Below are 23,214 nucleotides of genomic sequence, written 5' to 3'. Positions count from 1 at the left end.
GAGGGTTGGGGTGAGGGGTGGCTCCATGCCGGAAGCGGGGGACAAACGGAGGGAGAGCCCCCTCACCCCCAGCCCCTCTCCCGCGAGGGGAGAGGGGAGAAGCGGCGGCCCTTTTTTCGCTCTTCCGGCATGCGCCGGCACGCCCCTGCTCTCCCCGCTTAGTCCACCCCCGGAAACGCGAACGCGAAGGCGAGCCGCCGGCGCCACCAGGACGACAGGTGGCTCTCGCATACCCGCGCCCCGTCATAGGCGTGGATCATCCGTCCGTCCTCCGAAACGCTCCCCTCGGAGAGGAACGCCGCATGCTTGGCCGGAAGGTGCGCGCGGAAGCGGAACAGCAGCACGTCGCCGGGCCGCGCCGCCTCGACGGGAACCGGCATAAGGCAGCGCCGGGCGGTGTCCGCCAGCGTCTCGCGCTGGCCCGCCTCGGCCCAGTCGGGCGCATAGGGCGGAAGCGCCTCCGGCTCGGGGCCGACGAGGGTCCGCCACACCCCGCGCACGAGGCCGAGGCAGTCCGCCCCGTGCCCCTTCAGCGAGGCGCGGTGCAGATAGGGCGTGCCGATCCAGGACCGCGCCTCGGCGAGGATGGCGGGCCGGGTGAGACGCGCGCTCATTCCATGAGGCTCCCGTCGTAGCCGCCCTCGCCGGGGATGGCGACGGTGATGATGAAATCGTTGCCCGGCATGTGCGGGAACCCGCGGAAATTCACTGCGTTTGCGAAGCGGTCGCGGCAGGTGGTGAAGCGCTTGTCGCAGCCCGCCGTGAGGGCGAGGGTGTCGCCTTCCGCCATCTCGAAGGGCGGGCGCTGCCACAGGCGCAGCACCACCCCTTCGGCGTCGGCGAGATGGGCCTTCACCTCGGTGACGAAGCCCGCGCAGGCGCCCGATGCGACGCGGGCCTTCCCCCGCGCGAACGCCCCCGCGGCGAAGGCGGAAAGGCCGGTGACCCGCAGGCGCAGCGCGCCTTCCACCACGCTCACCGTGGCGAGGGCGCAATGGGCGGGATCGGCGAGGTCCACCCCGCAGCGCGCATCGCCGAGATCCGCATCGCAGGCGGCGGTCAGCAGGCGCCCGCGGCTCTGGTTGAGGCCGTCGGCAAGCGCCCGGATCTCGGCGGTGAAGACCCCGTCCGCGCAGCGCACCTCGCCGATGGTTCCGCGCCTCAGCAGCAGGGCCTGGGAGGGCTCCTGCCAGTTCACCAGGAGCAGGTCGATGGCGGCGCCGTCATAGAGGCCCGCGGCCAGGTCCCCGGCGTCGAGCGCGTCCGCCGAGAGCGCGCCGGAGAGCTCGGCGCCGGTGACCGAGAGGCCCGCGGCGCTGGTGCTCTCGGAACCGGAGATGCCGGACGCGGCTTTCAGCAGGAGGCCGTCCACGACGAGATCGCGATCATGGTCGGTGAAGCCGAGCACGACGCCGTCACGGCGGGTCACGCGCCAGCCGTGGCACAGGGTCGTGGCGCCCGATGCGAGATGGGCGGACAAGGCGGGAGCGAGGGTGCGCATGGGGGCCTCACACACGGATCTCGATGACGGGGATGCGCGGGATGTCGCCGGCGGCGAAGGCGGAGAGATTCACCTCGAGGAAATCGGTGTCGAAACGCACCGGGACATCGAACGAGAAGCCGGCCGTGACGAGGCCCGACACGGGCGGCACGGCACCGGCGAGAAAGCTGATCTCGCCGCAGGTCTCGTCGAGGGAAAAGTGAGTGCCTTCAAGCTTTTCGATGCCGTTCACGGCAACGCGCACGCTGCCGGAGACAGGCTTGGCGATGGCCCGCGCATAGGGCGCGTGGAGCGCGCCGTAGGTCTTCGTCAGGGGGAAGCGCACGCGCGTTCCGTCACCACTTCCGAGCACCTGGTCGAAGGGCGTGATGTCGGCGCCGGGAGGGGCCGAGGAATGGTCGAGGCGGTCGCGCCAGCGGAAGCCGAAAAGGCGCCCGCGACGCTCCTCGAAAAAGGCCACCACCTCGGCCAGCGCGGCGAGGGTCTTCACCCCGTATCCCGCGTCCCATCGGCGCCGCGAATCAGCGAGCCGCGTGTTGCGCTCCTCGCGTCCCGAGGCGGTCGTGATGACCTCGGTGAGACGCTCGGGACCGCCGGAAGCGCCCAGCGCGACCTCCAGAGGGAACAAAATCTCATGAAAGGCGGCCATATGATGCCCCTCTTCCCCAATTCTTAGGCGAAAACAGTAGAGACGGCCTTGACATAGTTGAACGTCACGCCTTGACTTTGCCCCGCCCCGTTGAGCATGGAGCGAAAGCATGGCCAGCAAGCCCGCCAAGAAACCGGCCGTCGCCGCCGAGAAACCCGCCGAGAAGAAGGCCCCCGTCGCGAAGGCGGCACCCGCCCCCAAGGCAGCGGCGAAGGCCGCTCCGAAGGCGGAAGCCAAGACCGCGGCACCGAAGGCCGCTGCACCGAAGGCCGCCGCCCCCAAGGCTGCGGCTCCCAAGGCGGCTGCCCCGAAGGCCGCTGCCCCCAAGGCCGCCGCGAAGGCCCCGAAGGCCGCCGCGAAAGCACCCGCCGAGAAGCCCGCCAAGGCTGCGAAGCCCGCGGCGGCGAAGGCTGCTCCCAAGGCTGCCGAGAAGCCGGCCGCGAAGCCTGCTGCCAAGAAGGCCGCGGCTCCCAAGGCCGCGGCTCCCAAGGCCGCAGCTCCCAAGGCCGCTGCCGCCAAGGCGCCGGCCGCGAAGGACGTCGCGCCCAAGGCTGCTGCCAAGCCCGCCGCCAAGAAGGCCGCGGCTCCCAAGGCCGCGGCTCCCAAGGCTGCTGCACCGAAGGCCGCCGAGCCCGCACCCGAAGTCAAGGCCGCTGCCCCCAAGGCTGCTGCGAAGCCCGCCGCCAAGAAGGCTGCCGCCCCCAAAGCCGCCGCCCCGAAGGCCGCTGCTCCGAAGGCGCCCAAGGCCAAGGCCACCGCGAAGAAGTGATCTTCGCTCCCCGATGGCGGGCGTGTGGCCAACCGGCTGCGCAGCCGCCATCGGAGCGTAGCTTCCGCGTCGCCCATGGGCGGCGGGCGTGACGAGACAGGCCGGCCCTCGGCGACGTGATCCGTGTTGCGGGACTGCGGCCTGGAGTTCCCGGCATCGGCGTTTGCGCCGGTGTTTCGCGTATGGCGCATCTTGCGCGCACGCTTCGGGCATGCCGCTTCCGCTCGACCTTCCGCGGGTGCCGGCCGTTTGCGGGTCATTGGCCTTTCGTGGGTCATCGTCCTCTCCCCGTCGCAACGCAGCGACGCGGGATTTCTGCGTTTTCCGCAGCGCTGCGCGGCCGCGTGACGGCGCCGGCGACAGGAAGCGCGATCACGCATCGGATCCGCCACGCTCAGAGCCCTCGACCGGGTGAAGCCGCACCGTGGGCGCCCGTGCGATCCGCGTCCTGCAGGCAGCGCGGGTTGGCGGCAGGCTTGGTTAGCGGACTTGGTTAGTGGACTCGGCCCGCGGGCTCGACCGGCAGGCTTGCCCCCCGCCGGGTGCGGTATCGGCTGGACTATTTCCCTCGACCTCCGCAATTGCTCCCGACCCTGCGTCAGCGCGGCGCGATGCCGCCGCGATCGCGGCTGGGATTTCCGCTCCGCCGGATGCGCGCTATGGTCGCCCGCAAATTCGCCCGGGCGCCGGAGGGGTGAACGCAAGCTTCGGCACCCGCGTTCATGCCGCCAACGCTCCAAGGCGGGGAGTCCGGATGCGCAGCATGCCTCAGTCAAAGTCCTCGTTGCCGGCGACCGCCGGCCTGCCGCGGCGCGCCGGTGCGCTCGGCCGCGTCGCGCTCCTCGGCGCGCTGCTGGCGGGGGTGCCGCTGGCCGGCCCCGCGCAGGCCCAGTCCGCGGGCGGCGCGGCGAAGGCGGACAAGTCCTGCGCCATCTACGGCCCCGACTTCCGCAAGGCGCCGGGTTCCGATGCCTGCGTGCGCATGGGCGCGTCCGTGCGGGCCGATGCCTATCGAGGCGGCGCCCTCGGCAGCGCGCCCAGCCAGGGCAGTTCAAGCCCGTCCTCCGGCAGCACCAGCACCACGATGGATGCGGTAGATCCCTGGAAAATCGCCCGGTAAAGCTGAAGTTTGCCCCCGCGTGAAAGATGCGGGGCGGTAGATCGATCCCGCGCCCCAAGAAGAAGAGTGCGGGTCATCCCGCGCGGCCCGCCGGTCGCTGGCTCCGCCGGTGGCGAACCCCACTCAGGCGCCGCGCTGGCCGCGCGCCACGGCCCGTGCCACGAGGCCGGAGAGATAGACGTCGGAGCGGCGGAATCCGGCCAGGTCCGGCGTCGCGATGTTGACCGTCACGGCAGGGCGCCCCGCCCCCTCCGCCGTGCGCACGCCGAGGCGTCCGTCGGCGCCGCGGGCGAGCGGCATGATCGCCTCCGGTCCCTTCTCGCCCATCAGGCCGAGGCCCGATGCGCCGAGCGGAAAATAGGTGGGGGCGGCCACCACCCCGCCGCGCGCGAACGGCATCACCCGCCCGTCCGAGACCACCCCGCCCTTGGCGAAGCCGAGCCCGCCGGCGGCGCCTGAAAGCAGCGACGTGAGCCCGCTCTCCAGCGGCTTCAGGGCGGCGGTGAGGGCAAGGTTCGCGAGGCGGGTGGCGAGCTGCTCCAGCACGCTGCCGAGGTCCCTGCCCTGCACCGTCAACCCGGTGAAGGCCGAGGCCAAGGAGGAGGCGAAGCCGCGCGCGGAAGCCTCCACCTCGCCGAGGGCCGCCTTGGCCTTCTGGGTGTCCACCTCGATGGCGATGTCGACGGTCTCGGTCATGAAAGAAGCCTCAGCGGGAGGAATCGGGAAAGCGCGCCATCAGCGCCTCGAGGCCCGGCCGCGACAGCCGCCCCGCCTCGGGCGGCAGCAGGTGCTCGGGCGGCACCAGCGCGGACACGGCGGCGGCGAGCTCGCGCGGGGTCATGCGCCAGAAGGCGTCGGGAGCAAGCCGCAGCAGGCCGAAGCCGGCACCCATGGCCGCCGCCCAGGGAAAGGCGCGGGCGGCCGGCGCCGGGCTCAGGCCCGCTGCGGCGGCAAAGGGGACGCGGGCGTCTCGCCGTCCGTGCCGAAGGTGGCGGAAAGGAGCTGCGCGACGATGCGCGCGAACCCCGCCGCCCCGCCGTCGGCGCGCATGCGCATCACCTCGTCGAGGGTCACGCTCGCGCCGGCGCCGTTGAGGCCGGCGGCGATGATGCGGGCGGCATCGCGGGCGGAGAGGCGGCCGCGCTCGAAGCGCTCGGCCAGCGCCAGCAGGTCGTCGGCGCCGAAGGCGGCCTCCAGCTCGGCGAGGGCGCCGAGGGTGAGGACGAGCACGCGCGGCGTGCCGTCGAGCACCGCCTCGATTTCGCCGCGTCGGGGATTGGGCATGGGCGTCTCCGCAGGATATGGGGCTCAGAGCGCGGCGAAGGCCAGCTCGCCCGCGCTCTCCAGGGTCAGGTCGAAGGTCACCTCGCGGTCGTGCTCGGCGGCGATCTCCAGCGCGGTGATCTGGAACGGCCCGGTCACCGTGCCGAAATCCGGGATCACCACCTGGCACTGGCTGAGCGCGCCGGAGAAGAAGGCCGCCCGCACCAGCGCGTCGGAGGCGGCATCCTTGAACACGCCGGAGCCGGAGACGCTGGCGCGCTTCACCCCGGCCCCGTCCAGCAGCTCGCGCCAGCGGCCGGCGCTGTCGGCGTGGGTCACGTCCACGCTCTGGGCGTTGAAGGCGAGGGTGCGCGAGCGCAAGCCCGCCACCGTGGCGAACGACGTGCCGTCGTGCATCTTGAGGAGCAGGTCCTTGCCCTTCTGCGCGGCCATGGGAATCTCCGGAAAGTCACAGGGGCTCGGTGACGGCGCGGAACCGCACCAGAGCGTGGAAGGTGCGCCCGTCGCTGTCGCGGCGGACCTCGGCGGTGGTGGCGCGCAAGTTGGCCAGGCGATGGCCGGCGAGCGCCAGCGGCGCATCGTGCAGCGCCTCCCCGATGGCGGCGGCGATGGCGAAGGCCTCGGCGCGCCCGCCCGAACGGGAGAAGACGTGCAGGGTCAGCGCATGCTCGGTGCCGGCCTCGGTGGCGGTGGACCAGTCGGCCACCACCGCCTCGCCCAGCGCCACGAACGGAAAGGCGGCGTCGGCCGGCGGCACGTCGTGGATGCGCGCGCCGCCGATGAGCGCGGTGAGCGCTCCATCGTCGGCGAGGGCCGCGTGGATGGCGGCCCGCAGCGCCAGCGCCGGGCTGTCGAGGGGCACGCTCATGACGGCCTCCGCCGGCGGGAAAAGGCGATCCGGATGCGGTCGAGCACGGGGTCGCCGGGCTGGTCGAAGCGGCCGCGGATGCGGTCTGCGAAGCCCGGCTGCGTGACCTCGACCACCGGCCGCGCGGGAGTGCCGGCGACAACGGCCGGCGCGCCCGTCTCGGCTCTGATCTCGGCGGCCAGATCCGCCGCGGCCTGTGCGGCGGCGGCGGCTTCGGCGGCCGGCAGGACGCGCGTGGCGAGGCGCACGGCGAGGCCGTCGAGACCGCGGGTGAGGAGGCGCGCCTTCATGTCTGCTCCTCCCGGCAGCGGATGCGGGAATACTGGCCGCGCCCGTCGGGATCGCTGATGTGCTCCACGTGGAAGATGCGGCCGGCATGGACCAGTCGGTCCCCCGGCGCCACGGTGTGGGGCGCCCGCACGGTGATGCGCACCAGGGCGCTGGCCCGCGGCCGCTCCTCGGCGATGGCGTAGTCGGCGGAGAGGCTCTCGATGGCGCCCCACAGCACGTCCACGGTGAGGAAGGTGCGGGCGATGCCGCCGGCCCCGTCCGGCAGGTCCACCGAGGTCTGGTGCGTCAGGCGGTGGCGCAGGGCGCCGATGCCGCTCACAGCCGCACCACGCGATAGGGCGCCATCAGCGCCAGCGCGGCGGCGGGCAGCTGGGTGGCGGCGCCCGGCCCGTCGCGGTGCTCGTAGAAGTGCGCCACCACGAGGCGCACGGCCTGGATCAGGTCCGCCGGGACATCCGCCGCGTCGGGGCCGTAGCCGGCCTTGACGGTGATGACGATGCCGCCGTGCGGCCGTGCCGGCGCGGGCGCCACCGCCCGGTCCACCCGGATCAGCGCGGGGGCGCGGTCGGAGACCAGCGTGAGCGTGCCGGCGGGCACCGGAACGGCGCTGCCGTCCAGCGTCTCCACGGTGGCGTCGAGGATCTCGCGCACCGGCGAGACCGGTGCCGGGATGATGCCGCGCAGGGGCCAGGCATCGCGGGAGAAGCGCCAGGTCTGGTCGATCAGGGCGCGGCCGGTCTCCACCTCCACGAGGCGCCGGGCGGCCGGGATCAGGGCATCGAGGAGGGCATCCTCGGCCTCGCCGTCGATGCGCAGATAGGCCTTCGCCTCGGCGCGCGTGAGCGGCTCGGCGGCGGGGCCGGCGAGAAGGTCTGCCATGGGGGGCTCCGGTGCTGGGGTGATGGCGGGTTCGGGCGGCAGCGAAAGGGCACCAGCTGCCGTCCCGCTCCCTCTCCCCTCGCGGGTGAGGGGTGGCGGGCTCTCCCCGCTCCGAGGCATTGGCGGCTGCTCGCCGGCCCCCTCACCCGTCTCGCGAGGGGAGAGGGGAAAGGGGAAAGGCGGCGGAGCGGGTTTCCTTCAGGCGCATCGAGAGAGCAGCCGACCGGCACCGGGCACCGCCGCGCCCTCTCTCCCCTTGCGGGAGAGGGCTGGGGTGAGGGGGCGCGCGGGTGATGAGGTTCCGCGCGCGATGCGACCATTGACGCCCCGGCAAGGGGACGGCAGAAACGACGGATGATTGCGTTGAGACTTCGCCGTGCCGGCTGCGCGCTCGCAGTCCTCCTCGCCGGTCCCGGCGCGGCGCATGCCATGGTGGGCGGCGCGCCGGCGTCAGGGGAGGTGGCGGCGCAGACGGCGCTCATCGTCTCGACGCGGGGCGCCTCCTGCACCGGGACGGTGCTGGCGCCGGACCTGCTGCTCACCGCCGCCCATTGCGTGGCGCCGGCGGCGGATTATGCGGTGGCCATCGTGGGCGACGGCCCGCCGAAGCTGATCCCGGTCGCCCGCATCGCGGTGCATCCGCGCTTCGACGGCGACCAGTTCCGCACCCGCCGGCCGACGCCGGACCTCGCTTTGGTGAGGCTCGCCGAGCCCCTGCCCGCGCGCTTCCGCGCGGCGCGGCTGGCCCCGGCCGACGGACTGCCGGAAAAGGGCACGTCCTTCCTCCTCGCCGGCTACGGCGTCACCGCCGAAGCCAATCCGAAGAGCGCCGGCACCCTGCGCACGGTGGTCCTGCCGTCCATCGGCACCACGGGCGGCATCATGGTGCGCCTGTCGCCGCCGGAGGGCCTGGCGGGCGGCTGCACCGGCGATTCCGGCGGCCCCGCCTTCCGCGACGCGGCGGTGGCGGGCGTGATCGGCTGGGCCACGGGGCCCGGCGGCGCGCGCGGCTGCGGCGGCGTCACCGGCGTCACCCTGGTGTCGCTCCATCGCGACTGGATCGAGGCCACCGCGCGGGGCCTCGGCAGCCCGCTCGGGAGATGAGCATGCGGCCGGCAGCGTCACCTTCTCGAAGGGACACCCGCCGGTCACTGCTGTGTGCGGCCGTGGCGGCGCTTCTCGCCGGCGGCCCCGCCCTCGCCCAGACGCCGTCCGGGCGCGGCGAGACGGTGGACCAGGCCATCTGCCGCATCATCGACGCGGCGGCGGCGCGGGAGGGCCTGCCGGCCGCCTTCCTCACCCGCCTCATCTGGCGGGAAAGCTCGTTCCGCGCCGACGTGGTGAGCCACAAGGGGGCGCAGGGCATCGCCCAGTTCATGCCCGGCACGGCAAAGGAGCGCGGGCTCGAAAACCCGTTCGATCCCGAGGCGGCGATCCCGGCCTCGGCGGCGCTGCTGGCGGACCTCAATCGCCGCTTCGGCAATCTCGGCCTCGCCGCGGCGGCCTACAATGCCGGACCCGGGCGGGTGAACGGCTTCCTCGCCGGCGGCGGCCTGCCCAACGAGACGCGCACCTATGTGCGCCTCATCACCGGCCGCACCGCCGAGGACTGGGTGGCGGTGAAGAAACAGGGCGCGGATGCGCCGGCGCACGACGACGCGCCGTGCCTCGCCACCGTCGCCGCTTTGCGCAAGGGCGCGCCGGCGCCGGCGGCGGGGGAGCCGGCGAACCCGCTGTTCGCGCCGTGGGGCGTGCAGATCTCGGGCAATTATTCCAGGGACATCGCCCTCGCCTCGTTCCGGCGCGAGGCGACCCGTTTCCCTTCGGTGTTCGCCGACACCACGCCGGTGATCGTGGCGACGCGGGTGGGCGGGCGCGGCCCGCGCACCTTCTATCGCATCCGCCTGCCGGCGCAGACCCGGCAGGAGGCGCGTGGCCTGTGCGACCGCCTGCGCAAGGCCGGCGGCGCGTGCGTCTGGCTGCCGAACTGAGGGGCGCGCGCGGCTTGTGCATACGCGGTGCCTCCCTCTCCCCGTGCGGGAGAGGGTCGGGGTGAGGGGGCAGGCTCTCTCCCGGTTCGGAGAAATTGCGCCCAGCGGCACCAGCCCCCTCACCCGTCTCGCGGCTGCGCCGCGATCCACCCTCTCCCGCGAGGGGAGAGGGGAAAGGCGGCGGCAGAGCCCCATAAGACACCACCGCCGGGCGGCCTGGCACCGGCCCGCCCCCTCTCCCCTTGCGGGAGAGGGTTGGGGTGAGGGGTGGCAGGCTCTCTCCCGGTTCGGAGAAATTGCGCCCAGCGGCACCAGCCCCCTCACCCGTCTCGCGGCTGCGCCGCGATCTCCCCTCTCCCGCGAGGGGAGAGGGGAAAGGCGGCGGCAGAGCCACATAAGACACCACCGCCGGACGGCCTGGCACCGGCCCGCTCCCTCTCCCCGTGCGGGAGAGGGTCGGGGTGAGGGGGCAGGCTCTCTCCCGGTTCGGAGAAATTGCGCCAAGCGGTTCCAGCCCCCTCACCCGTCTCGCGGCTGCGCCGCGATCCACCCTCTCCCGCACGGGGAGAGGGGAAAGGCGGCGATGGGCGAGCGCCGGCCCCTCAGCTCGCGGCGAACTTCATCAGCTTGGCGGCGTCGAAGTCCTGCACGCCGCCGCCCACGCGCTTGGTGGTGTAGAACAGCACGTAGGGCTTGGCCGAGTAGGGATCGCGCAGCACCCGCACCCCGGCCCGGTCCACCACCAGGTAGAAGCGGCGGAAGTCGCCGAAGGCGATGGCGTAGGCATCGGCGGCGAGGTCCGGCATGGCCTCGCTCTCCACCACCGGAAAGCCCATCAGGCTCGCCGCCTGCCCCACCCCGGCGGGCGGAGCCCAGAGGTAGTTGCCGTTCTCGTCCTTCAGCTTGCGCACGGCGCCCTGCGTCTTGCGGTTCATGACGAAGCTGGCGTTCTGCCGGTAGCCGGCCTTCAGCGCATAGACCAGGTCCACCAGCGGATCGGCCGGGGTGGAAGCGGGGAAGGCGCCAGCGGAACCGCTCGCCACGTAGCCCACCTTGTCCCACGCCCAGGCGCTTTCGGCGACCTTGGTATAAGCGAGGAAACCCTTGGGCTTGGCCACGCCGTCGCCGGTGACGAAGGCCACGCTCTCCTGCTCGGCGAAGGCGGTGTCCACCTCCTGCGCCAGCCATTCCTCCACGTTCACCTGCGCGTCGTCCAGCAGCGCCTGGGTGGCCGCCGGCATGGCGTAGAGCTCCATGGCCGGGAAGGCGAGCTCGGCCAGCACCGGGCTGTCGGTCTGCGGGCGGGCCGCCGTCTCCGCCGCCCAGCCGGAGACGGGACCTGAGGTCATGAACGGCTTGCGGTAGGTCCCCGCCCCGATCACCCGCACCGAGGAGATGGCGCGGATGGGCGACAAAGCCGACAGGCGCCGGCCGATCTCGGTCTCGGTCTCGTACGGCACCAGATAGCCGCCGTCCGCGCCGGTGCCCGCCGACATGGCCTTGGCTTCCAGCGCCTTGAGGCCGCCGGCCTCGCCGTGGCGCGCATAGGCGTCGAAGGCGCCGGAGTGCGCGCGGGCGGCAACGGACGGCTCGGAACGCTCCGCCGCCGTGCCGAGATGGGGGCGGCGCGCCTTGGTGGCGATGTCGTCGAGGCGGGCCTTGTGGGCATCGAGGGTGGCATCGATGCGAGCCATCTGCTCGGTGGTGAGCACGTCCTCGCTGCGGCGCTCCACCTCGGCGAGGCGGGCGTCGTTCACCTGCTTGTAGGCCTCGAAGGCGGCGAGGAAATCGGCGACGGCGACGCGCGCCTCGGCGCCGGCCACCTTCGTTTCAGGGGCGCCGGCGTGGGCGCCATGGGTCTCGGAAAGGGACATGGAAGGACCTCGTTGGGGGACGGGAAGATCAGGCGCCGACGGCGGCACGCAGGCGGGCGGCGGCCGCATCCAGAGCCAGGGCGGGAGAGGGCGTCGCCGCGATGCGCGGGTCGTCGCTTCTGCGCGCGATGCGCAGCTCGTCGCTTCTGCGCGCGATGCGCGCTTGCGGCTGCATGGGGAAGGTCACCACCGAGACCTCCCACAGGTCGATGCGCGAGAGGCGGCGCAGGCGGGTGCGCGGGTCGGTGCGCGCCTCCACCGCCTTGAAGCCGATGGACAGGCCATCGATGGCGCCATCGCGGACCAAGGCGGCGCATTCGCGGGCCCGCGCCACGCCGGGTGAGAGGCGGCCGCGCACGTAAAGGCCGATCCCGTCCTCGAAGGCGTCGGTCCACACGCCCAGCGGCTCGGCCGGATCGTGCTGGTAGAGCATGCGCACGCCGCGCGCGCTTTGCCGGGCGAGGCTGGCGGCGAAGGCGCCGGGCAGCACCAGGTCGCGGCCGAGATCGGCGACGTTGAACAGGCAGGCATAGCCCTCGATGGGAAAGCCCTCGACGGTGACGTCCGCCATGGCGTCAGCTCCCCTTGGCCGGACTGGACGGGGCCTTCCTGCGGCGCCGGCTCTTTTCCAGCCGCTCGAGGGTGGCGACGAATTCGCGGAACACGGTGCCGGCGGCGGGCGCCGCGGAGGGCGTGGCGGGGGCCTGGGCCTTGGCCCGGGACGGGGCGCCGGTGAGCGCGCGGATGCGCGGTCCCGACGCCTTGTGAAAGGGCGAGCGCATGGGGAACTCCGGATGGGGGGTGGGATCAGGACGGATCGTCGAAGCGGGCGTTGAAGCGGGCGAGCTCGCGCACGAAATCATCCATGCGCTGGGTGGCGCGGGCGAGCTCGCCCAGCGTCCGCCACAAGGCGGCGGAGGCGGCGAGCGCCCACAGCAGCAGCGCCAGGTGCGCCAGGTCCCCCCGCTCGGCGAAGGTGCGGATGAGGATGTCCATGGACGGCCTTCGAGGTACGCGGAACAGGTGGCGGGAGCACCGGCGCCCTCCTTCACGCCGGCGTCACCCCGCGGCGGGTCCGGAGGGCCGAGCGCGGCGGTGGCGCGGTGCCCGGCGGCGGCGGATCAGCGCCGCCTGCCCTCACCGCTCCCCATACCCCACCGCCGCCCGCTTCTCCTGGTCAGTGAGGAAGTCGGCGGCGCCGATGCGGGTCCACAGCTCGGTGCGCTCAGCGGAGAGGGCTTCGATCTGGTCGAGGTCCGGCGCCAGCGCCAGCCCCGCCCCATAGGCCGGGCCGAGCCAGAGGGAGAGCGCATCGCACACCCGGCGCACCATCGGCACCACGCTCTGGCGCCACAAGGCGCGGTTGGCCTCGGCATAATTGGCATAGGTGTTGTCGCCGGGAATGCCCAGCAGCAGCGGCGGCACGCCGATGGCGAGGGCGATCTCCCGTGCGGCGGAATTGCGCGCCGCCTCGAAGTCCATGTCCTTGGGGCTGAGGGAGAGGGGGCGCCAGTCCAGCCCGCCTTCCAGCAGCAGCGGGCGGCCGGCGTTCACCGCGCCCTGGAACGAGGCTTCCAGCTCGCCCTTCAGCCGCTCGAACTGCTCGTCGGTGAGCGCGCCCGAGCCGCCATAGACGAGGGCGCCGGAGGGCCGGGCGGCATTGTCGATGAGCGCCTTGTTCCAGGCGCTGGCCGCATTGTGCAGGTCGAGCGCCTGCGCCGCCGCCTCCAGCGGGGCGAAGCCGTAATGGTCGTCCAGGGGGTTGAAGGAGGAAAGGTGCAGGATGGCCGGCACCTCCGCCCCCTGCACCACGCTCTCTTGCGGGATGCGCACGCTCTGGCCGCCCAGGGTGTAGTCGAACGCCTCCGGCCAGCCGTCCGGACCGGGCACCACCCGCATCCGGTCGGGCCGCAGCAGATGCAGCTCGCGCAGGCGCCCGTCCACCGCCACCGCCTCCACATAGGCGTTGCCGGCCACCAGCAGGTGACAGCAGACCGCCTCCATGAAGGCGGAGCCGGTGAGGCGCGGGTTCGGCCGGCGCAGGAGGTCGAGGAGCGGATGGGTCTCCATCTCCTCGCGGCCCGCCATGAGCACCAGCGGCAGCGCTGAGGCCGCCTCGCCGATCAGGCGCACGGCGCGATAGGCGATGGCGTTCTTGGCGAAGCCCTCGCGGGCGAGGGAGGCATAGTCGCGCGGGGTCCAGCGCGGCCGCCCGGCGGAGAACAGGGCGACGAGGCCGGCGGTGCGGCTCGCCTTCGCCTCGGGCGGGGTGCGGCGGAACGGGGCGAGAAGCGCGGCCAGCATGGAGAAGGCTCCGGAAACGAAAAAGGGCCACCCCGAAGGGTGGCCCGAGTGGCGCGCCAGCAGACCGGCGTGCGGGGACGGGCGGCCTGCCGGGGCGGGCCGCGATTGCCGTGGCCGCGATCAGAAGATGCGGCGCGGATATTCGTGATGCTGCGGCGGCAGCCGGTGATAGAGGCTCGTCAGCGCCACCAGGGCGATGCTGCCGGCGAAGACGATGCCGGCGAGCTGGAACGGGTCGCCGGGCGAGATCACCATCAGGATCGGCACCGCGCCCGCGGGCGGATGGGACACGCGCAAAAGCAGCATCGCCAGGATGGCGATGCCCACGCCGAGCGCCGCCGCCCACCAGGCGCCGGGAAACAGCACGGCGACCACCAGTCCCAGCATGGCGGAGACCGCATAGCCGCCGATGACGTTGGCCGGCTGGGCCAGCGGCGTCGCCGGATGGCCGAACAGCAGCACGGCGCTGGCGCCGAACGGGGCGATGAGGAACGGCAGGTGCGTGAAGGCCGCGGCGCCGCCCACCAGCCCCATTCCCAGCATGCCGCCGGCGCCGGACTTGAGCCCGACGAGGACGGAGCCGCAATGGGGCTCATGGCGTGTGAAGAACGCTTTCAAATGCTGTCGCATGGCACCTTAAGGGGCAGAGGGAGCCAATGGGGAGCAAATGTCTGCACACTTCGTTGTCATGCAGCCTCATTTGTGGGCACGATGATGCACGTATTTTGAATTCAAGGCAAATGCGCCGCGCGGGAAACAGCACCCTGCCCGCCGTGCGGCGGCGGCAACCTCGCATCGTCGGCCTTGTCGCGCCGACCTCGTATCGTCGCCGGGCGAACAGGCGTATAAGTCAGGGTGCGGATGGCCCCGGTGATGGATCGGGGCATGGGGGCCGCATCGGGAGGGCGCCATGCTCTATGCCCTGGTCCTCATCGTCACCACCACCACGCTCCAGCCCGTCGCCTCCGGTGCCATGGGCTATGCGCCCGGCGCCTATGCCACGGCGCCCTATATGACCAGCCAGACCTCGCAGCAGATCATCGGCTATTACCGCACCGAGCGCGGCTGCCTCGGCGCCAGCCTCAAGCGCAACCAGAACTGGCCGGATTTCGCCCCGGGCCAGAGCGTCACCGGCCTGTGCGTGCAGGTGGAGATCCCGGTGGGCGCGGACATCATCGGCGGCAGCTGAAGCCCGCTGCGGGACTCGTGCCCCGGCCGACTGGAGCGACAGCGGAAGGAGAGCCGGGGCCCAGCGCAAGGGTTCGCCGAAGGCGGCATGACCGGAGAATGCGGGGTCCAGCGCGAAGGTCCTCCGAAGGCGGCTCCCTCGGAGAAAGCCGCCGATATCGCCGGCTTCGCCGACTTCTCCCCCTGGGCCCCGGCTCGGCGCTCAGGCTGCGCCTTCGCTGGTCCGGGGAACGGGGGAAACCCTCACAGCCCCCGCACCCGCGGCGCGCCGGCCTTGGGGCCGAGCGCCAGGGCGGTCACCGCCCACACCAGCGCATCCAGGCGGTCCGGCGAGCGGCCGGAGGAGAGGCCGTCGGTGCCGAAGTCGCACATCTCGTCCTCCAGAGCGGGAAAGGCGCCCGCATGGCGCACCCGGCCCTGCTCGTAGAGCGCGGCCACCGGCTCGGCGCGCAGATACTTGCCGCGCGTCGCCCGCACCTGCTCCACCGGAACGGCGGGGTTCACCTCGGCGATGACGGCGCGCACCATCTCGCCGCCCTGGTTGACCTCGGCGACGATGAGGTCCGCCTCGAAGCGGGCATAGAGCGCCACCGCCCGCGCCGCCCATTGCGCCGGGCGCAGGCCGCGCTCGCTCTCGTCGGCCAGAACGTGCACCACCCCCGCCGCGTCGATGCCGGCGCAGACGAGGCCGCAGGCGTCGGCCCCGGCGCGGGAGGACGCCGGCGGATCCACCGCCACGCAGATGCGCGCCAGCGGCGGCGCCGCCGCCTCGCGCAAGGCCTCCAAGGCGGGGCGGGAGAACAGGGCGTCGGGGCGGTCCTCGATGATCTCGCCGTCCAGCTCCTGCCGGCCGAGCCGGGTGCCGCCATAGCGCGCCAGCACCTGGCCGAGGAAGGTGGGGGCGAGGTGGAAGGCGTTGTCCGCCGTCTTCGCCCGCGTCACCGCCGTCGCCGGATCGGCGAGGAGCCGGCGCAGCAGCGCGGTGGGGCGCGGCGTGGTGGTGACCATCTGGCGCGGCTGCTCACCGAGCCTGAGGCCGAACTGCAGCATGTCGAAGGTGGCCTCGGCCCGCTTCCACTTGGCGAGCTCGTCCAGCCAGGCGGCGGAAAATTGCGGGCCGCGCAGGCTTTCCGGGTCCTCCGCCGAGAAGCCCTGCGCCACCGCGCCGTTGGGCCATTCGAGGCGCCGGCGGGTGGGCTCCCAGCGCGGGCGCTCGGCCGGCGGATGCACGGCGAGGACGCCAGAGACGCCCTCCACCATCACCTCGCGCACGTCGGACATGGTCTCCGCCACCAAGGCGATGCGGCCCACCGGCCGGTCGGCGAACGGCTTGCGGCCGAGGGCAAGGCCGCGCACCCATTCGGCGCCGGCGCGGGTCTTGCCGGCGCCGCGCCCGCCCAGCACCAGCCAGGTGGACCAACTCGCCCCGCCTTGCGCCACCTGCGGCGGCAGCTGGTCGGGCCTCGCCCACAGCTCCCAGTCGGCCAGGAGCTGCGCCGCCTCGTCCTCCGGCAGGTCAGCCAGCAGGCTCCGCGCCGTCCCCGCTTTGGCGCAGGCGATCAAGGCGGCGCGCAAGCTCGCGGCGGAAGGTGTCGAGGTCTCGGACGGCGTCATCTTCGGCCTTGCCCTTCCTGCTGTCGTGCCAACTCTTGCGCGCCTCGGCCTCCAGAGCGGAGAGCTCGCGCAGGGTGCGCGCCAGCACCGCCAGGGCGCGGGCATCCTTCTCGCTGTCGGCGGCGGCGCGCGGCGACTGCGGCTCACCCTCGGCGGGCGGAACGGCGGCGTGGGCGAGCCGTGCCTCGATCTCGTCGAGCTGGCGTTCCGCCGCCCGCCACAGCCGGATGAGCAACCGGCCCCGCGCCGGCTTTCCCGGTGTGGGCGGCTCGGCGGCGGGCGCGATCCGTCCCGGCGCATCGGGGGCGGCCGCGGCGGCCTCCACGAGATCCGCCCGGCGGCGGGCGGCGGGGCGCAGCGTCACGCTGCCGTCGGGCGCGACCTCCCGGTCGGCCCAGTAATAGACGCTGGCGCGCTTCAGGCCGGTGCGGCGGACGATCTCCGCCACGGCCACGCCGTCGAGATAGAGCCGGCGCGCAACGCCCGCCATCGCGGGCGCCTTGCCGGGCGTCAACGGTTTGCGCATGAGCATGTCCGGAAAGAAGGAGGCCCCAGGGGCCGGCGCCCCGGTGATGATCCACCCGGCGCCGCGAGCGGCGCCTGTCAGGCACACGTCTCGAACATGGGGAAAAGCTACCGGGGCAGCGTCACGCTGTCAATGGATAAATTCCTATTCTAGGAAAAAAACCTCATATCGCGACGCCTCAGCCTGTCCCGCCGGTGGCGGAAGGATCGATGCGCACCCGGTTGCGCCCGTCCAGCTTGGCCAGATACAGGGCGCGGTCGGCGCGGCCGTAGATGTCGGCGAAGGTGTCCCCCGCCCGCGCCTGGGCGATGCCGGCGGAAAAGGTATAGGCGAAGGCCGGATGCTCGGGCTGCGGCCGCGACAGCCGCACCGCCGCCAGCATGCGCTCGACGATCAGCTCGGCCTCCACCACCCCGGTGGCCGGCAGCACCAGCACGAACTCCTCCCCGCCCACCCGGCCGAAGCAGTCCGAGCGGCGCACCTGGCCGACGATGCGGACGGCGAAGTCGCGCAGGATGCAGTCCCCGGCCTGATGGCCGTAGCGGTCGTTGATGTACTTGAAATTGTCCAGGTCGAGCACGCACAGGCAGCCGCCCGGACCACCCGCCGCCAGCATGTCGGCGGCCCGCGCGGCGACGAAGCGGCGGTTGGAGACGCTGGTGAGCTCGTCCGTGTGGGACGCGGAGATGGCGCGGTCGCGGTCCTGCCGCACGGCCCGCTCGTCGCTGCGGAAGGCGGTGACGTCCACCGCGATGGTCAGCATCCAGCCGTTCTCGGCGACGGTCTCGGTGACCAGCACCCAGCGGCCGTCGTAAAACCCGGTCTCGAAGGTCCGGTAGGGCACCTTGCCCCGCCGAGACCGGGTGGAAACGACCCAGGCGTCGAAATCAGCGGTGGTGATGACGACCCCGCGCCGGGCCGCATGGTTGCGGCGCACCATTTCCTCCCAGGTGGGGGTCTCGCCCTCCGCGATGAAATGCGCGGCGCGGCAGGCCGCATTGGCGTAGCGCATGCGGTCGGAGGGGTCGTAAAGGGCGACGAGGAGCGGCGTGATCTCGTACAGGGCGCGGGTATGGTCGAGAAGCTCGGTCATGCGTCGGGCAAGGATAGTGCAAGTCGGCGCGCCGCGCACGGGCTGAACCGGCGCGAGCGCCGCTCACCCCACCCCGGCGGCCGGCGGGGCCATCTCGTCGTCCACGTGGATGCGGTTGCGCCCTTCCATCTTGGCCACGTAGAGCGCCCGGTCGGCGCGGCCGTAGATGTCGGAAAAGCTGTCGTCCGGGCGGGCCTCGGCGATGCCGGCGGAAAAGGTGTAGGCAAAATCCGGCCGCTGCGGCAACGGGCGCGACAGGCGCACCACCGCCAGCATGCGCTCGACGATCAGCTCGGCCTCCACCACCCCGGTGGCCGGCAGCACCAGCACGAACTCCTCTCCGCCCACCCGGCCGAAGCAGTCCGAGCGGCGCACCTGGCCATTGATGCGGGTGGCGAAGTCGCGCAGGATCACGTCGCCCGCCTGGTGGCCGTAGCGGTCGTTGATGTACTTGAAATTGTCCAGGTCCAGCACGCACAGGCACCCGCCGCCGGGACCGCCCGGCGCCAGCATGTCGCCCACCCGCGCGGTGACGAAGCGGCGGTTGGAAATGCCGGTCAAGTCGTCCGTATGGGCGGCGCGCAAGGCGAGGTCGCGGTCCTGGCGCACCGTGCGCTCGTCGGGCCGGAAGCTGGTGATCTCGGAGGCGATGCACAGCATCCAGCCATCCGCCGAGACCGCCTCGGTCATCAGCAGCCAGCGGCCGTCGGCGAGGTCGGTCTCGAAGGCGCGGTAGGATTCCTTGCCCCGCCGCGAGATGGTGGAGACCAGCCACGCTTCCATGTCCGGCGTGTTGACTACCGTGCCGCGTCCCATCCGGTGGTTGCGGCGCATCAGCTCGGCCCAGGTGGGCGCCTCGCCCGGCTCGACGTGGAAGGCGGCGCGGAACGCGGCGTTGGCATAGCGCAGCCGATCGAAGGCGTCATAGGCCGCGACGAGAACCGGCGTGGTCTCGTAGAGCGCAAGGAGCTGGTCGGAAATTTCGCTCATGGACAAAGCTATTATATCGCAAATGCACGATGCTGGCAGCATATCGTGCAGTCCATGTGCGCTTTGGGCGCGCCGTCGCCATCGCACCGCCATCCATGGCTTCGCACCGCAACATGCGCTATGAAAACGGGCCGCCTTGGTGGATCCCGCAACCAGACGTGAGCTTCGATGTCCCAGTTCGGATGGCCGGCGCTGCTGTCGCTCATTGTCGTCGCCGGCATGCTCGCCCCGGCCCATGCTTTGGCGCCGGGCGATCTGGCCTGGCCGGACACGCCGGAGGCGCGGCGGGCGGCGCAGGCGGCCATCGAGGCGCTGAACGCCGAGCTGCTGGCGCAGCCCAGCGCCACCGCCACGCTGGAGCGCTGGTGCGGCGCCCATGGCATCGCCGCGCGCGGCGAGGTCCGGGCCGAGCGCGTGCGCTCCGCCGAGGGGCCGGCGCCGCAGGAGGTGCGCGACCTGCTCGGGGCGGGCCCCGACACGCCGATCCGCCACCGCCGCGTGCAGCTACGGTGCGGCGCCACCATCCTGTCGGAAGCGGACAACTTCTATCTGCCGGAACGCCTGACGGCGGAGATGAACGCCACCCTCGACGGCACCGACACGCCGTTCGGCAAGGTGGTGCGCCCGCTGGATTTTCGCCGCCGCACCCTGGAGGCACGCCTGTTGTGGACGCCGGCCGAGGGCGCCCCGCCCGCCGCCGCGCCCGGCGCGGTGCTGGCCATGCCGCCTCTGGTGCTGGCCCATCGGGCGGTGCTGACACTGCCGGACGGCACGCCGTTCAGCGCCCTGATCGAGCGCTACACCTCCGGCGTCCTCTCCTTCCCGCCGCCGCGCTAGGGGCGCCGAAGGCGGCCTGTCAGAAAGCGGTTCTGGCGGAAACCCCGGCAGGTCCTGCCCGCTGCGCGGACGTTTCCCCGGGCCCCGGCTCGGCGCTCAGGCTGCGCCTTCGCTGGGCCGGGGAACCGGGCGCTCCCGCGCCCCGGCCGACTGGAGCGCCAGCGCAAGGAGAGCCGGAGCCCAGCGCAAGGGCGCGCCGAAGGCGGCGCTATCGGTGAATGCCGCGGCGGCTCGATCAGACGGTGGTGGACGGGCCGCGCGCGCCTCAGAGCGCGTCGCGCAGGCTCTTCACGAAGCTCGAAAGGCCGGTGAGGCGGCGCCGCTTCAGCCGTTCCGCCTGCAGGATGGCGGTGAGCTTGGCGAGACTGTCCTCCACCTCATGGTTGATGAGGATGTAGTCATACTCGGTATAGTGGCTGATCTCGTCGGAGGCCTTGGCCATGCGCTGGTGCACCACCTCCTCCGAATCCTGCGCCCGGGTGCGCAGGCGCTGCTCCAGGTCGGCGGCGGAGGGCGGCAGCAGGAAGACCTTCACGAGGTCCTGCTGCGCGCTCTCGCCCAGTTGCTGGGTGCCCTGCCAGTCGATGTCGAACAGCACGTCCCGGCCGGCCGAGAGCGCCGCCTCCACCGCCGCGCGGGGGGTGCCGTAGAGATTGTCGAACACCACGGCGTGCTCCAGCAGCTCGCCCTCCTCGCGCATGCGCTGGAAGGTGGGCACGTCGACGAAATAATAGTCCTTGCCCTCCACCTCGCCGGGCCGCGGCGGGCGGGTGGTGACGGAGACCGACATGGTGATGCGCTCGTCGGTCGCCAGAAGCTTGCGCGACAAGGTGGTCTTGCCCGCCCCCGACGGCGAGGAGAGCACCAGCATCAGTCCCCGCCGGGCAAGGACGCCCGCGCCCTTCTTCCACCCCGGCAGCGCGAAATGGGACGACACGGACGAGGCGGCGGAGTTGGGCATCGGGTCAGGCTTCACTCAAGATTCTGGATCTGCTCGCGGAACTGGTCCACCAGCAGCTTCAGGTCAAGCCCGATCTGCGTCAGCGCCACGGAATTGGACTTGGAGCACAAGGTGTTCGCCTCCCGGTTGAACTCCTGCGCCAGGAAGTCGAGCTTGCGCCCCACCGGCCCGCCGACGGCCAGAAGGTCGCGCGCGGCGGACAGGTGGGCGGCGAGCCGGTCCAGCTCCTCGCGCACGTCCGCCTTGGTGACGGCGAGCACCGCCTCCTGGTGCAGCCGGTCCGGATCGAGGTTGGCCGCCTCCATCAGCACCCGCACCTGGTCGGCGATGCGCGCCTTCACCTGCTCCGGCGAGCGCTCCGGCAGGCGCTCCGCCCGGAAGACGAGGGAGGCGATGGCGTCGAGCCGCTCGGACAGCACGCCGTGCAGGGCACGGCCTTCGCGGGCGCGCATGGCGCCGAGCTCGGCCAGCGCCTGGTCGAAGGCGGACAAGACGGCGCCGATGAGCGCGCGGCGCTCGTCCTCGCTCTCCTCGGCCTCGGCGATCTCCACCATGCCCTTCACCGCGAGCAGCGCATCGAGGGTGGGGGCCGGCGCGCCGAGCCGGCGGGCGCTGTCGGAGACGGCGCGAAACAGCGCCTCCAGCGCCGACTGGTTGACCCGCACGGTGCTCGCTTCGCCCTCGCGGGTGGCGCTGAGGGTGGCCGAGACCGAGCCGCGGCTGAGCGCCTGGCCGGTGTGCGCCCGCACGTCCGCCTCCAGCGCCTCGAAGCCCGGCGGCAGGCGCAGGCGCAGGTCCAGGCCCTTGCCGTTCACCGCCCGCACCTCCCAGCCGAAGCGCCACGCGCCGTGCGAGCCGGCCACGCGGGAGAAGCCGGTCATGCTGGCAAGGGGAGCGGCGGCCAGATGGCGGCCGGCGGTGGTGACGGAGGCGCGCTTCATGTTCGATCCCGCGAGCGCCCCGGCCCGGCGCTCGTGCTCAGTTCCCCGCGGCCGGCGCGGGCGCCGCCGGCTGGCCCGGAGCGGGCGGCGTCGCCGCGCCCTGCTCGATGGCCCGCCAGCGGGCGACGTTCTTGTTGTGGTCGTTCAGCGTCTCGGCGAAGGCGTGGCCGCCCGTACCGTCCGCGACGAAGAACAGGTCCCGGGTGCGGGCCGGGTTGGCCGCCGCCGCCAGCGCCTCGCGCCCCGGATTGCAGATGGGGCCCGGCGGCAATCCGTCAATGGCGTAGGTATTGTAGGCGGTCGGGGTCGAGATGTCCGTGCGGCTGATCGGCCGCCCGAGCGAGCCGCGCCCGCCGACGATGCCATAGATGATGGTGGGGTCGGACTGAAGCCTCATCTTCTTGCCGAGCCGGTTGACGAACACCGCCGCCACCCGCTGGCGCTCCTCGTCCTTGCCGGTCTCCTTCTCGACGATGGAGGCGAGGGTGACGAGCTCCTGCGGCGAGCGCAGCGGCACGTCGCTGGCGCGCTTGGCCCAGATGGCGGCGACCACCTTGCGCTGCGCCTCGGCCATCTGCTTCAGCACCTCGTCGCGGGACTGGCCACGGGTGATGCGGTAGGTCTCGGGCAGCAGCGAGCCTTCCACCGGCACCGCCGGGGTGCCGGTGAGCAGCTCGTTGTCCATCAGGCGCTTGACCACCTGCTGGCTGGTCAGCCCCTCGGGAATGGTGATCTGGTGCACCACCACCTTGCCGGAGGTGATGGTATCGATGACGCCGGCCAGGGACTGGGCCGGCTTGAACACATATTCGCCGGCCTGGAGCTTGGGGCCGTCCCCCTCGCCGGTGCCCTTCTGGCTGGCCACCAGCTTCTGGCCGGCGACGCCGGCGACGAAGAACAGGGCGTTGCCGATCACCCCCTCGCGCTCGAGGATGTCGCCCATGTCGCGCACGCCCGCCCCGCGCGGGATGTTCACCACCTTCTCGGTGGCGAGGGGACCGGGGCGTAGAAGGCGCGCTCCGCCGACCAGGCCATGAGCCCGCCGCCGACGGCGAGGAACAGCAGAAAGGTGAAGATGCCGCTCATGATCGTGACGGCGGGATGGCGGGCGCTGCGCGAGGGCTTGGGCGCAGCCGCCGCGCGGGCGGCGGCAGACCGGCCCGAGGGATGGGCGACGGTCGTCCTCGATACGGGGGATTTCCGCGGCGCCGGCTCGGGCGGCACACGCTCGGGCGGCGCCGGCTCCGGCGGCACCTCAGGCGGAACCTGCCCTGCGGCGGAGGCGCCGGCCGCCCCGGGCTGGCGCGACACGTCGCCGGCGGATGACGAATCGGCGTGCGGCTCCGCGCCCTCCGGCGCCCCGGCCTGCTGTGATCCGTCGTTGGACTGGGCCATACCGGGCTCCCGTGTGGTCGGCGAAGGCACGCGGTGACGCTTCAAGCCAGTCTGCCACGGCATGGATGGCTTGCTAAAGGCACATTCGGGCGCAACGGCGGCAGGTTACGCCGCCGCATCGGCCACCGGGCGGCACCGC

Annotated in this window: 31 protein-coding genes; 6 read left to right on the top strand and 25 right to left on the bottom strand. The window is 72.7% G+C overall.

All coding sequences use genetic code 11. The annotated features are described in order from the left end of the window. Positions 1 to 158: 158 nt before the first annotated feature. From EZH22_RS16995 to EZH22_RS16985, 3 genes are read right to left on the bottom strand one after another with little or no spacing between them, the layout of a single operon-like run. The gene (locus EZH22_RS16995) at positions 159 to 614 is read right to left on the bottom strand and encodes a C40 family peptidase (protein WP_203191718.1); all 456 of its coding nucleotides are present in this window, start codon (positions 612 to 614) and stop codon (positions 159 to 161) included. Next, positions 611 to 1,501, bottom strand: coding sequence for a DUF2163 domain-containing protein (locus EZH22_RS16990; RefSeq protein ID WP_203191717.1), 891 nt, complete (start codon positions 1,499 to 1,501; stop codon positions 611 to 613). Before EZH22_RS16990 ends, EZH22_RS16995 begins: the two co-directional genes overlap by 4 nt. A 7-nt stretch (positions 1,502 to 1,508) precedes the next feature. Then, a complete protein-coding gene (locus EZH22_RS16985; protein ID WP_203191716.1) occupies positions 1,509 to 2,150 on the bottom strand; it encodes a DUF2460 domain-containing protein in 642 nt (213 codons plus the stop codon). A gap of 109 nt (positions 2,151 to 2,259) precedes the next feature. Here EZH22_RS16985 and EZH22_RS16980 point away from each other — a divergent pair, with 109 nt between their 5' ends. Together EZH22_RS16980 and EZH22_RS16975 are read left to right on the top strand one after the other, a co-directional pair. Then, positions 2,260 to 2,919 carry a hypothetical protein gene (locus EZH22_RS16980; protein ID WP_203191715.1) on the top strand — a complete coding sequence of 220 codons (660 nt, stop codon included), beginning with the start codon at positions 2,260 to 2,262 and terminating at the stop codon, positions 2,917 to 2,919. 763 nt (positions 2,920 to 3,682) lie between these two features. After that, positions 3,683 to 4,039, top strand: coding sequence for a hypothetical protein (locus tag EZH22_RS16975; RefSeq protein ID WP_203191714.1), 357 nt, complete (start codon positions 3,683 to 3,685; stop codon positions 4,037 to 4,039). Between the two features lie 123 nt (positions 4,040 to 4,162). Here EZH22_RS16975 and EZH22_RS16970 read toward each other — a convergent pair whose 3' ends face one another. Genes EZH22_RS16970 through EZH22_RS16935 form a run of 8 tightly spaced genes read right to left on the bottom strand, consistent with a single transcriptional unit; the run spans position 4,163 to position 7,361 of the window. Beyond that, positions 4,163 to 4,735, bottom strand: coding sequence for a phage tail tape measure protein (locus tag EZH22_RS16970; RefSeq protein ID WP_203191713.1), 573 nt, complete (start codon positions 4,733 to 4,735; stop codon positions 4,163 to 4,165). Between the two features lie 10 nt (positions 4,736 to 4,745). After that, positions 4,746 to 4,931 (bottom strand): phage tail assembly chaperone, encoded by a 186-nt coding sequence (locus tag EZH22_RS16965; protein WP_231711012.1) that lies wholly within the window; start codon positions 4,929 to 4,931, stop codon positions 4,746 to 4,748. 41 nt (positions 4,932 to 4,972) lie between these two features. Next, positions 4,973 to 5,323, bottom strand: coding sequence for a gene transfer agent family protein (locus EZH22_RS16960; protein ID WP_203191712.1), 351 nt, complete (start codon positions 5,321 to 5,323; stop codon positions 4,973 to 4,975). A gap of 24 nt (positions 5,324 to 5,347) precedes the next feature. Then, positions 5,348 to 5,755, bottom strand: coding sequence for a phage major tail protein, TP901-1 family (locus EZH22_RS16955; RefSeq protein ID WP_203191711.1), 408 nt, complete (start codon positions 5,753 to 5,755; stop codon positions 5,348 to 5,350). Positions 5,756 to 5,771: 16 nt separating this feature from the next. Further along, positions 5,772 to 6,191 carry a DUF3168 domain-containing protein gene (locus EZH22_RS16950; RefSeq protein ID WP_203191710.1) on the bottom strand — a complete coding sequence of 140 codons (420 nt, stop codon included), beginning with the start codon at positions 6,189 to 6,191 and terminating at the stop codon, positions 5,772 to 5,774. After that, complete coding sequence (locus tag EZH22_RS16945) at positions 6,188 to 6,481, bottom strand: hypothetical protein (RefSeq protein ID WP_203191709.1); 294 nt, start codon at positions 6,479 to 6,481, stop codon at positions 6,188 to 6,190. The genes EZH22_RS16950 and EZH22_RS16945 overlap by 4 nt, the downstream gene beginning before the upstream one ends. After that, entirely contained in the window at positions 6,478 to 6,801 is a 324-nt protein-coding gene (locus EZH22_RS16940) for a head-tail adaptor protein (protein ID WP_203191708.1), read from the bottom strand. The genes EZH22_RS16945 and EZH22_RS16940 overlap by 4 nt, the downstream gene beginning before the upstream one ends. Continuing rightward, positions 6,798 to 7,361, bottom strand: coding sequence for a head-tail connector protein (locus EZH22_RS16935; RefSeq protein WP_203191707.1), 564 nt, complete (start codon positions 7,359 to 7,361; stop codon positions 6,798 to 6,800). The genes EZH22_RS16940 and EZH22_RS16935 overlap by 4 nt, the downstream gene beginning before the upstream one ends. 354 nt (positions 7,362 to 7,715) lie before the next feature. Between EZH22_RS16935 and EZH22_RS16930 the strand changes: the two genes are divergently transcribed. Together EZH22_RS16930 and EZH22_RS16925 are read left to right on the top strand one after the other, a co-directional pair. Then, on the top strand, positions 7,716 to 8,465 hold the full coding sequence (locus EZH22_RS16930; RefSeq protein ID WP_203191706.1) for a S1 family peptidase: 750 nt from the start codon (positions 7,716 to 7,718) through the stop codon (positions 8,463 to 8,465). 2 nt (positions 8,466 to 8,467) lie between these two features. Continuing rightward, positions 8,468 to 9,352 (top strand): lytic transglycosylase domain-containing protein, encoded by an 885-nt coding sequence (locus EZH22_RS16925; RefSeq protein ID WP_203191705.1) that lies wholly within the window; start codon positions 8,468 to 8,470, stop codon positions 9,350 to 9,352. A gap of 602 nt (positions 9,353 to 9,954) precedes the next feature. On the opposite strand, the gene EZH22_RS16920 is transcribed toward EZH22_RS16925, so the two are convergent. The 6 genes from EZH22_RS16920 to EZH22_RS16895 all read right to left on the bottom strand — a co-directional run bounded on the left by EZH22_RS16920 (position 9,955) and on the right by EZH22_RS16895 (position 14,160). Continuing rightward, positions 9,955 to 11,226: a phage major capsid protein gene (locus EZH22_RS16920; RefSeq protein ID WP_203191704.1), complete on the bottom strand. Its 1,272-nt coding sequence runs from the start codon at positions 11,224 to 11,226 to the stop codon at positions 9,955 to 9,957. A 28-nt stretch (positions 11,227 to 11,254) separates the two neighbouring features. Next, complete coding sequence (locus tag EZH22_RS16915; protein WP_203191703.1) at positions 11,255 to 11,797, bottom strand: HK97 family phage prohead protease; 543 nt, start codon at positions 11,795 to 11,797, stop codon at positions 11,255 to 11,257. A gap of 4 nt (positions 11,798 to 11,801) precedes the next feature. Beyond that, a complete protein-coding gene (locus tag EZH22_RS16910) occupies positions 11,802 to 12,008 on the bottom strand; it encodes a hypothetical protein (protein ID WP_203191702.1) in 207 nt (68 codons plus the stop codon). 25 nt (positions 12,009 to 12,033) lie between these two features. Next, positions 12,034 to 12,222: a hypothetical protein gene (locus EZH22_RS16905; protein WP_203191701.1), complete on the bottom strand. Its 189-nt coding sequence runs from the start codon at positions 12,220 to 12,222 to the stop codon at positions 12,034 to 12,036. A gap of 141 nt (positions 12,223 to 12,363) precedes the next feature. After that, positions 12,364 to 13,530 (bottom strand): phage portal protein, encoded by a 1,167-nt coding sequence (locus EZH22_RS16900; RefSeq protein ID WP_203191700.1) that lies wholly within the window; start codon positions 13,528 to 13,530, stop codon positions 12,364 to 12,366. 120 nt (positions 13,531 to 13,650) lie between these two features. After that, on the bottom strand, positions 13,651 to 14,160 hold the full coding sequence (locus EZH22_RS16895) for an HPP family protein (protein WP_203191699.1): 510 nt from the start codon (positions 14,158 to 14,160) through the stop codon (positions 13,651 to 13,653). A gap of 280 nt (positions 14,161 to 14,440) precedes the next feature. Between EZH22_RS16895 and EZH22_RS16890 the strand changes: the two genes are divergently transcribed. Further along, a complete protein-coding gene (locus EZH22_RS16890) occupies positions 14,441 to 14,719 on the top strand; it encodes a hypothetical protein (RefSeq protein WP_203191698.1) in 279 nt (92 codons plus the stop codon). 242 nt (positions 14,720 to 14,961) lie between these two features. Here EZH22_RS16890 and EZH22_RS16885 read toward each other — a convergent pair whose 3' ends face one another. The 4 genes from EZH22_RS16885 to EZH22_RS16870 form a co-directional block, all read right to left on the bottom strand. Next, the gene (locus EZH22_RS16885) at positions 14,962 to 16,332 is read right to left on the bottom strand and encodes a DNA-packaging protein (RefSeq protein WP_231711011.1); all 1,371 of its coding nucleotides are present in this window, start codon (positions 16,330 to 16,332) and stop codon (positions 14,962 to 14,964) included. Further along, complete coding sequence (locus EZH22_RS16880; protein WP_203191697.1) at positions 16,235 to 16,858, bottom strand: terminase gpP N-terminus-related DNA-binding protein; 624 nt, start codon at positions 16,856 to 16,858, stop codon at positions 16,235 to 16,237. Before EZH22_RS16880 ends, EZH22_RS16885 begins: the two co-directional genes overlap by 98 nt. 178 nt (positions 16,859 to 17,036) lie before the next feature. Beyond that, on the bottom strand, positions 17,037 to 17,951 hold the full coding sequence (locus EZH22_RS16875) for a GGDEF domain-containing protein (protein WP_203191696.1): 915 nt from the start codon (positions 17,949 to 17,951) through the stop codon (positions 17,037 to 17,039). Between the two features lie 63 nt (positions 17,952 to 18,014). Continuing rightward, on the bottom strand, positions 18,015 to 18,941 hold the full coding sequence (locus EZH22_RS16870; RefSeq protein WP_203191695.1) for a GGDEF domain-containing protein: 927 nt from the start codon (positions 18,939 to 18,941) through the stop codon (positions 18,015 to 18,017). A gap of 168 nt (positions 18,942 to 19,109) precedes the next feature. Here EZH22_RS16870 and EZH22_RS16865 point away from each other — a divergent pair, with 168 nt between their 5' ends. Continuing rightward, positions 19,110 to 19,778 (top strand): hypothetical protein, encoded by a 669-nt coding sequence (locus EZH22_RS16865; RefSeq protein WP_203191694.1) that lies wholly within the window; start codon positions 19,110 to 19,112, stop codon positions 19,776 to 19,778. A gap of 265 nt (positions 19,779 to 20,043) precedes the next feature. Here the strand turns inward: EZH22_RS16865 and gmk are convergent, their stop codons facing one another. The 4 genes from gmk to EZH22_RS16845 are packed head-to-tail and all read right to left on the bottom strand — an operon-like array spanning position 20,044 to position 23,075. Next, positions 20,044 to 20,739: a guanylate kinase gene (gene gmk, locus EZH22_RS16860; protein ID WP_408647609.1), complete on the bottom strand. Its 696-nt coding sequence runs from the start codon at positions 20,737 to 20,739 to the stop codon at positions 20,044 to 20,046. 11 nt (positions 20,740 to 20,750) lie between these two features. Then, on the bottom strand, positions 20,751 to 21,680 hold the full coding sequence (locus EZH22_RS16855) for a YicC/YloC family endoribonuclease (RefSeq protein ID WP_203191693.1): 930 nt from the start codon (positions 21,678 to 21,680) through the stop codon (positions 20,751 to 20,753). Positions 21,681 to 21,717: 37 nt separating this feature from the next. After that, on the bottom strand, positions 21,718 to 22,656 hold the full coding sequence (gene mltG / locus EZH22_RS16850; RefSeq protein WP_203191692.1) for an endolytic transglycosylase MltG: 939 nt from the start codon (positions 22,654 to 22,656) through the stop codon (positions 21,718 to 21,720). Beyond that, entirely contained in the window at positions 22,653 to 23,075 is a 423-nt protein-coding gene (locus EZH22_RS16845; protein WP_203191691.1) for a hypothetical protein, read from the bottom strand. The genes mltG and EZH22_RS16845 overlap by 4 nt, the downstream gene beginning before the upstream one ends. Positions 23,076 to 23,214 lie beyond the last annotated feature (139 nt).

It is taken from the genome of Xanthobacter dioxanivorans, from assembly GCF_016807805.1.
Taxonomy (GTDB): Bacteria; Pseudomonadota; Alphaproteobacteria; order Rhizobiales; family Xanthobacteraceae; genus Xanthobacter; species Xanthobacter dioxanivorans.
Note: the sequence above shows the minus strand (reverse complement) of the source record. Positions and strands in the feature narration are given on the sequence as shown.